Consider the following 7,622-nt stretch of genomic DNA (forward strand, 5'->3'; position numbering starts at 1 on the left):
TCCCCTTCCACACCCACACCCAACCCTCCCCAATCGCTCCCTTCCCCGTCCTCTACCTCGACGAATGGCAACAACTCCACACCCTCTGGGAAAAACTCCTCGCCACAGCACGAAGCCAGCGCACCCTCCAGCGTCTCCGCTCCGCCCTCCAACGCCTCCACCAAGACTGGCAACTCCCCATCCACCCCCCAGCACCCAACCTCTGGCGCGCCACCCTCCGCGCCCTCATCGCCGAAATCCTCCAACCCCACCCCGAACCCCTCCTCAACTCCCTCACCGATGCCGCCGAAAACGGCCTCCTCCTCCTCACCATCCACTGGCACCTCTCCATCCTCGCATCCCCCGCCCCTCCCCCCAAACCCTCTACCCCACCACCCATTCAACACCCACAAACCCAACCTCAACCCCTAACCCACACCCCATATGCCTAACTACCACAAAACCCTCCTCATCGCCCAAGCCCTCGACCCCATCCACGTCGGCGCTGGCGGATCCATCATGGGCCGCGTCGATCTCACCATCGTCCGCGACCCCGTCACCCGCATCCCCAAAATCCCAGGCTCATCCCTCGCCGGCGTCTACCGCACCTACCTCGCCATGGCCGAAACCGAACGCAACCCCAACCGCACCATCAACGGCAAACCCTGGCCCACCTACCCCCACTGCGCCGGCCTCGGTTTCCCACGCGGCGATTACCTCGGCCACTGCGGCACCCCCACCTGCCCCGTCTGCGTCATCTTCGGCTTCGCCCGCGGCTCCGACCAATCCGGCGGCTTCGCCGGCCTCGCCGCCTTCACCGATGCCCACATCCTCCTCTTCCCAGTCCCCACCCAACTCGGCCCCTACTGGGTCACCTCCCCATCCGCACTCCGCCCCATCTACCCACCCCCCACATCAGACCCCCAATCCACCTTCCCCTTTCCTCCAGACCACTACACCATCCTCGTCAGCCCAAACGACAAAATTAAAAACTCCCAACTCAACCTCGGCTGGCTCCTCCTCCCCACATCCCCCTACCCCGCCATGCCACAACTCACCCAGACACTCTCCAGCCGCGGCGTCCCCAACTCCATCCTCGATCACATCGCCATCGTCCCAGACGACCTCCTCCCCCACCTCATCAACACCAACCTCGAAGTCCGCACCTCCGTCTCCATCGACCCCGAAACCGGCACCGCCGAAGAAGGCGCCCTCTACATCTACGAAGCCATCCCCCACACCACTATTCTCACCTGGGAAATCATCACCAAAAACCCCGCCCTATTCAAAATCCAAAGTGCCCCCATCCAACTCACCCTCCCCGACCAATCCCCAGCCGACACCCCAGACAAAATCTTTCGCATCCTCACCCAAGCCCACCCCTACCTCGAGCACCTCGGCCTCGGCGGCATGTCCAACCGCGGCATGGGCCGCCTCCTCATCCTCCCACCCAACGATCAAACCCAAAAATAACCCCCCACCCCTATGCCTACCCCAAACCCTCCCTCACCCTCCTCACCCGCAAAAAACCTCGACATCCTCTGCGCCGATACAGGCCAAAAAATCGCCTCCATACCACACATCACCCAAAAAACCCTCCAAGACGCCCTCACCGTCCTCGCAGACCAAGGCCTCTACGCCCTCTTCCTCTTCATCGAAGCAAAATACAAAGAGATCCACGAAAAATTCAACAAACACGCCCTAGAACTCCTCACCCCCGGCATCCCCTCTCGATCCTCTCAAAACTCCTCCCGCACCCCACCTCCACGCCAAGCCTTAGACGCCGCAAAACTACTCGCCCAAAGCCCCCACTCCCTCCTCCTCGCCACCCACCTCCTCAACCAAGCCCTCATCTACGCCCGCTACCACCTCAAAGCCCAACAACCCCCTTCCGAATCAAACTCATCCTCTCCCCAACCAAACCCACCCTCTTCCCAATCCAAAAAATGAATTGGCAACTTTACCGCTGGACCTGGCAACTCCAATCCCCACTCTACATCGGCTCACTCCCAGCCGGCCCCATCAACCGCACCCGCCTCTACCTCCCCGCCTCCACCCTCCGCGGCGCCATCACCAGCCAACTCCTCACCCCATCCCCCACCCACAACCCCTACCGCCACCTCGGCTTCCACATCCTCCGCCACACCCGCCTCACCTACCTCTACCCCTCCATCCACTACCACGGCGAATGGCTCGCCTTCCTCCCTCGCTACGCCGAACCAGATAACCCCTCCCACTCCCACGGCCTCACCTGGACCCTCGAGCGCCACCCTCAAATCTCCATCCCCCACCTCCACTTCCGCTCCCTCCTCCTCACCACCATCCCCAGCACAGCCATCGACCCACTCTCCGACACCGCCCAAGAAGCCACCCTCCGCTCCATCGAAGCCATCTCCCCCCACATCCCACTCTTTAAGCACTCCCGACTCGCCCTCACCGGCTACCTCCTCATCCCCCCAGACGACCCCATCACCCAAAAAATCCTCGACCTACACGTCCTCCACATCGGCGGCGACCGCCGCTACGGCCTCGGCATCCTCCACCGCACCGAATGCCGTCCCATCCACGACCCCTCCCCCACCCTCTTCCACCACACCGCCACAATTGACCTCACCACCCCCCACCCCACCCTCACCACCACACACCTCCTCGCCCACACCCGTCTCCCCACCGATCTCCAACCACCTCAACCCTTCCCCTACCGCCCCTACGGCGCCCTCGAAGCCCTCGCCCGCTGGTCCTACCAACGCGCCCTCCGCCGCCGCCCCCCACTCTGGACACCCGGCACCCTCCTCCTCAACATCACCGACTCTTCCCCCTCCTCTCACACTACCAGACCACCACGCCTCGCAATAAAGCCTAACGGCCTCTGGCAAACCCTCCCAACCGCCTAGCAACCCGCAAGGCTGCCCCAGTAACACGCAAATCTAAGCCCCGCTTCAATATCGATGAGAGTGAGGGTCCCCCATACCCCTCCATCCCCATACCACTCAAACTCGCCACCACAGTAACGAATCGATGGCTTCGATAAATCTGGCCACTTGTTTTTCGGTATGTTCATACGTTCTGACGCTTCTTTTTTACGTATCATACACAACCTTTTTAATCGGCCGATATGGTAATGATCGGTCAATGTCATTTTTTGGTAACTTAATAATCGCAAAGGCATCCGAATCCCTACCATACGTTCGCCGAAAAAAGAGGATCGTATGCTCCTCGGGAACATCGTTATCTTTCCGAAAATCAGCTTTATCCTTGATCGGACGAATGATGAATCAGTAAACTATCGGCACCACAGCGGCGAAGACAAATTTCATGATGTGCTGCTCGACACCCTAGCCCATCCCTGCCTCCACCTGCAACGCCGCATCTCCTCAACCAATCGCCACGCACGGCACAGGATGCGAGCAGGTATCGGCGGCATCGCTTGGTTAGCATTCTATTATTTTAACTAAACAACGTTCGGAAAATGCATTCAGATAAGGCTTAGAGCATGTAACACGTATTTTTGCTAACGTGCAAGGTTGCTAAGGGCGCGATGCAACGCCCGCTGCTGCGCGCATGGTTAGGCGTTGCGGTCATTGGCGTTCTTCGATGACTCTATACTGCGCGATGACCTCGTGCCCAACGTGGAATAATGGAGGCCAAGGATGTCGATCCTCGCCCAAGTCCTCCTCTTGTGCGTTCGTCGTGAAAACACCAGAGCCTGTAAGTAGTAGAAAATCGTCTACCCGTTCTTTGGCAAAGGAAACTCTCTAGTCGCGGCTGCCTGTGGCTGGAATCTGGCTGCGAGAGTAACCATAGCCTGAGCCGCTTCCGACGCTCCGAAATGTCCCATTCATTTGACGCTCGTTGCCTAGATCAGATCGGCTGCGCTCAGAATACTGGCAAAGGCAAATAGAGTCTGCGGGATGATAAATCGGGGCTTCATGTAGATGGTGCGAGCAACGTCTAACGATTCAGCTCACCGATGGCGGCGCCTCCGTGACTCTCGAATTATCAGATGGCCTCGCGGGTAGCCATTCGGTGGATCATCTTGTTCGCATTATCGTGTTAGAATGCTTGCATAAGAATGGGATGGCCGTTCGCAGCAATGCCTCGCAGCCTAAATCTGTAATCGCTGTGCAGATCCAGCAGGAACTCACGCGCCTGAACAAAATGATTTGTGTCGTGATACATTGTCATTGATATTTTGGGTCTGTTTTGTCGGATCAGATTTTCTGCTCCAAGTAACATTTGAAACTCAAAGCCCTCAATGTCAGCCTTGAGAAACGTAACGGGAATCTTATTATCGGCAAAAAGCGAATCCAACGTGCGAATGGGTATTTCAAGGCTTCCCCTGGAGCTGACGTGTGAACAGATTTCTTCATACGTCATTCGCATTATTGCGTTTTTATGTCCAACACCAGCTTTTATAATTTCAACATTGGACAAACGACCAAATGTCTTCTCCATGCCTTTATGCCACATAGGTATAGGCTCGATGGCAAATACCTTCGATGCCATCCTTGCTGCATAATAAGAGAAAAGTCCTTCAGCGGCTCCGCAGTCGATTACAACGTCAGTTGAGCTGATTGGAGTATCTTTTGAAATGAAATGATGCCAGTTATTTGGGTTAAACACCTCATCTATAGTCTGACACAGGTCTATCCAACTGGCTTGCCTCGGATAGAAAAATGGATTATCAAACCCAACAAAATGCACTTCGATAAAATCTTGATGTTCTATACAGCTTTGAATGTATCGTGAGGCTCTCCTTTTCTTGTCTGGCTGTGTTAGCCAGCGCATTACCTCTGAAATGGGCGGGCGGTGACACTCCTTATAGAATAAACTTGCAAGGTATGGCCTGATAACTTTGAAACGGCGTGGCAGCATAATCTTATTTTGCGAACGCATTTTAATTAGAATTTTGTTTTGATTTGACATTCAAACACCCTACCTAAGCCGCGTGAGTCAAGGATGAAACAATGGAAGCAAAAATTCACCATGGACAAATCTTATAGTGATAAGGTCGGTGGTCTCAAAGCAAATTTCGATGTTTGTTGGGGGGTGAATTACCCGCTTCTGCCCGTAGCGCAGCTCCTGTTCAGCAGCAGGCGCGACGCGGGTGGGTGTTCAGCAGATCGCATTGTTCGCGTTTTTATGTTTAGCAACTGATATAGAAGAGCATCCGATCGCGAGGCCTTACAAAAATCAACCGAGCAGAAATCGGGCGCGTTCCAAAAGAATATGTGCTTCTAGGGTAAACATACACCTCATCGGACCGGATTTCCTCACTCGTCAAAAACCACGGAATTTTGTCATTATGTAGCCATCCTGATATAAATTCTATTGCATCCTTAAGCACTCCCTCGACTTGATCGCAGCGATACCAGCCCCTTCCCCAATCTTTCTTGCTGCGTTCCTCGATTTCTAAATGTGTTATTCGTATGGCGTATGCATCCAAGTGATCCCCAGTCAACGAGCGGGCTGATTGATAACTATGAACCACCTCTTCTATGCGGTCATCCCCCAGCTCGCACCAGTTGAGAATGTGTCGAACGTCATTCGCAGTGGCGAAATCCGATTTAGAAACATTACCCGGGCCAAAATTGTAGGCGATCACACCCGCCAGACAAATCGCCCCTATGCCGCTAATCACGCCCCAGACCATCACACACCCCTTAACGATCGACCAAAAACGCTTCATATTGTTCACGAAATTCCAACGTTACCCACCCTCGCCCACGCCGCCAGCAAAGCGTGCAGGTATCGCTGAATGAAGCAAGTGAGTCTTTAGGGCACCGCAGCGTTCGACTTGTAGCTCTCTCGTAAGGCAATCCCGGTGAAAATCAATTCTCTAAGGACACGCTCGCAGCGAAAAACACTCGCCCCCTCCCACACTTTCGATTATCCTCTCCCGTAAAGTCTTCTTCACCATGCCTCGCCCATCCAGCCGTCGAAGCCGATCTTCAAGATCTTCCCCATCATCGTCCGCAGCTCCTGTGACGGCTCGTTCCTACGACCATCCAAACGAGACATCCCCACTGCGCCCTGATATCGGCCTGCAAGCACAATTCAAAACAAAGAAAGAGCCGGCCACCTACCGCTACGACCGCTCGCTCGACCCGCAACTGTCCTGGGACATCCACGCCGACCGCGAACACGCCGAGCATCTGATCGCCCAAATCGCGGAAGCCGCCCGCGAGCTCGAGCAGACCACCGACCCGGCAGGCATCGCCCATCTCAAATCGCAGATTTCCAACTGCGCCGCCGAGCTGCGCCGCATGTCCGCGCCCTTCCTCAACTGGGCCGGCAAGGCCGAGCGGCACAGCTTCACCGTGCCCACCCTGCCGCTGTTCGTCCACGAACGGCTCTCCACCGAGGCCATCCTCAAAAGCGTCCAGACCCGCAAACAACAAATCCGAAACTGAACCATGAACTACTGGCTCAATTTGTTCACCGGCACGACATGGAAGGAGTTTCTTGAAGACGGAGCGCGTGTATCTGGCTTCAGGCATAGAATGCGCATGGCAGCCGCCAAGATTCAGCCCCGCGATATTCTGCTATGCTATCTCACGGGCGTCATGCGCTGGGTGGGGGCCTTGGAGGTGCTTGGGCCGAGCAGGGACAAGCGGCCCATTTGGAAGGATGCTGACTTTCCCGTGCGCTTCGACGTGCGCCCGCTCGTCACTTTGGAGCCTGAGCACGGCGTGCCCATGGCCGAATTGAAAGGGAAAGTGCTATTTTACGCCTCGGAAGAAGATGCACCCGGCTACAAGGCCTTTCTCCGGCAAAGCCCCAACCTCTTCAAGCGCACAACCGATGGTGAACTGATTCTCGAACTGCTCAAGCAGGCTCAACAGCAACCTATCCCGCGCCCGGTTGACCCTCGAAAACTCGCCCGCCGCCCGCTCTTCCGGGCCGAGCGCCGCAAAGGCAGAAACCTCGTGCCCGCTGTTGTGAGCGTGCCCGAGCCGGAAGAGTCCGAGGCAGGCGTGCCCGCGGAGGAGGCCTCGACAGACGCGGCCGTCGCTCCAACCCGCCACACCGAAATTCAACAGATGCTGCTGGCGCTGGGCGCAGACATGGGATTCAACGTCTGGGTGGCGCGAAATGACCGCTCCAAGTCCTGGCAAGGGGCGAGGCTGGGCGAGATGCCTGGCATGATTGATGAACTGCCCACCCAGTTCAACGAGGCCACCAATCGCACCATCGAGTTGATTGACGTGCTCTGGCTCAAGGGCAACTCCATCGTCGCCGCCTTCGAGGTCGAGTGCACCACGTCTATCTACTCCGGCCTGCTTCGGATGAGCGACCTGCTGGCTCTGCAGCCCAATCTGGAGATCAATCTCTATCTGTGCGCACCGGATGAGCGCCGGGACAAGGTGGAGCAGGAGATTCTGCGGCCGACTTTTTCGCTCCGGGAAAAACCTTTGGCCAAAGTGTGCGGGTTTATCGGCTTCGACACGCTTACCAAGAAGATCCAAGTCATCCGCAAAGAAGGCTTGGTCAAATCACTCAAGGCGGATTTTCTCCAGACTGTGGCCGAGTATTTCCAGGAGGAAAACCATGCTTGACCTGCGGACACCAAACGCCGGCGATTGCTTCGCAGCACTCGACCTAATTGGCGGGAGCAAGACGAAGGCCCACGTGGCGGTGAC

10 protein-coding genes are annotated in these 7,622 nt (G+C 56.4%); 7 read left to right on the top strand and 3 right to left on the bottom strand.

Going from position 1 to position 7,622, the window contains the following annotated elements; all coding sequences use genetic code 11:
- The 4 genes from NZM04_06360 to NZM04_06375 form a co-directional block, all read left to right on the top strand.
- The coding region (locus NZM04_06360) for a hypothetical protein (protein MCS7063651.1) at positions 1 to 431 on the top strand (431 nt) is incomplete at its 5' end.
- Positions 424 to 1,452 carry an RAMP superfamily CRISPR-associated protein gene (locus NZM04_06365; protein MCS7063652.1) on the top strand — a complete coding sequence of 343 codons (1,029 nt, stop codon included), beginning with the start codon at positions 424 to 426 and terminating at the stop codon, positions 1,450 to 1,452. The genes NZM04_06360 and NZM04_06365, both read left to right, overlap by 8 nt.
- A 12-nt stretch (positions 1,453 to 1,464) precedes the next feature.
- Positions 1,465 to 1,929 (top strand): hypothetical protein, encoded by a 465-nt coding sequence (locus NZM04_06370; protein ID MCS7063653.1) that lies wholly within the window; start codon positions 1,465 to 1,467, stop codon positions 1,927 to 1,929.
- A complete protein-coding gene (locus NZM04_06375; protein MCS7063654.1) occupies positions 1,926 to 2,873 on the top strand; it encodes a hypothetical protein in 948 nt (315 codons plus the stop codon). The genes NZM04_06370 and NZM04_06375 overlap by 4 nt, the downstream gene beginning before the upstream one ends.
- Here NZM04_06375 and NZM04_06380 read toward each other — a convergent pair.
- Positions 2,870 to 3,040: a hypothetical protein gene (locus NZM04_06380; GenBank protein ID MCS7063655.1), complete on the bottom strand. Its 171-nt coding sequence runs from the start codon at positions 3,038 to 3,040 to the stop codon at positions 2,870 to 2,872. The two genes, NZM04_06375 and NZM04_06380, sit on opposite strands and share 4 nt — an antisense overlap.
- A 148-nt stretch (positions 3,041 to 3,188) precedes the next feature.
- Here NZM04_06380 and NZM04_06385 point away from each other — a divergent pair, with 148 nt between their 5' ends.
- The gene (locus tag NZM04_06385) at positions 3,189 to 3,434 is read left to right on the top strand and encodes a hypothetical protein (protein MCS7063656.1); all 246 of its coding nucleotides are present in this window, start codon (positions 3,189 to 3,191) and stop codon (positions 3,432 to 3,434) included.
- Positions 3,435 to 4,032: 598 nt separating this feature from the next.
- On the opposite strand, the gene NZM04_06390 is transcribed toward NZM04_06385, so the two are convergent.
- Together NZM04_06390 and NZM04_06395 are read right to left on the bottom strand one after the other, a co-directional pair.
- A complete protein-coding gene (locus NZM04_06390; GenBank protein MCS7063657.1) occupies positions 4,033 to 4,854 on the bottom strand; it encodes an FkbM family methyltransferase in 822 nt (273 codons plus the stop codon).
- Between the two features lie 271 nt (positions 4,855 to 5,125).
- Positions 5,126 to 5,668, bottom strand: coding sequence for a hypothetical protein (locus NZM04_06395; GenBank protein MCS7063658.1), 543 nt, complete (start codon positions 5,666 to 5,668; stop codon positions 5,126 to 5,128).
- A gap of 295 nt (positions 5,669 to 5,963) precedes the next feature.
- Between NZM04_06395 and NZM04_06400 the strand changes: the two genes are divergently transcribed.
- Both NZM04_06400 and NZM04_06405 read left to right on the top strand, forming a co-directional pair.
- Positions 5,964 to 6,392 carry a hypothetical protein gene (locus NZM04_06400; GenBank protein ID MCS7063659.1) on the top strand — a complete coding sequence of 143 codons (429 nt, stop codon included), beginning with the start codon at positions 5,964 to 5,966 and terminating at the stop codon, positions 6,390 to 6,392.
- Positions 6,393 to 6,395: 3 nt separating this feature from the next.
- Positions 6,396 to 7,538: a hypothetical protein gene (locus tag NZM04_06405; GenBank protein ID MCS7063660.1), complete on the top strand. Its 1,143-nt coding sequence runs from the start codon at positions 6,396 to 6,398 to the stop codon at positions 7,536 to 7,538.
- The last annotated feature ends 84 nt before the right edge of the window (positions 7,539 to 7,622 follow it).

The organism is Candidatus Methylacidiphilales bacterium (assembly GCA_025056655.1).
In the GTDB taxonomy this organism is placed as follows: domain Bacteria; phylum Verrucomicrobiota; class Verrucomicrobiia; order Methylacidiphilales; family JANWVL01; genus JANWVL01.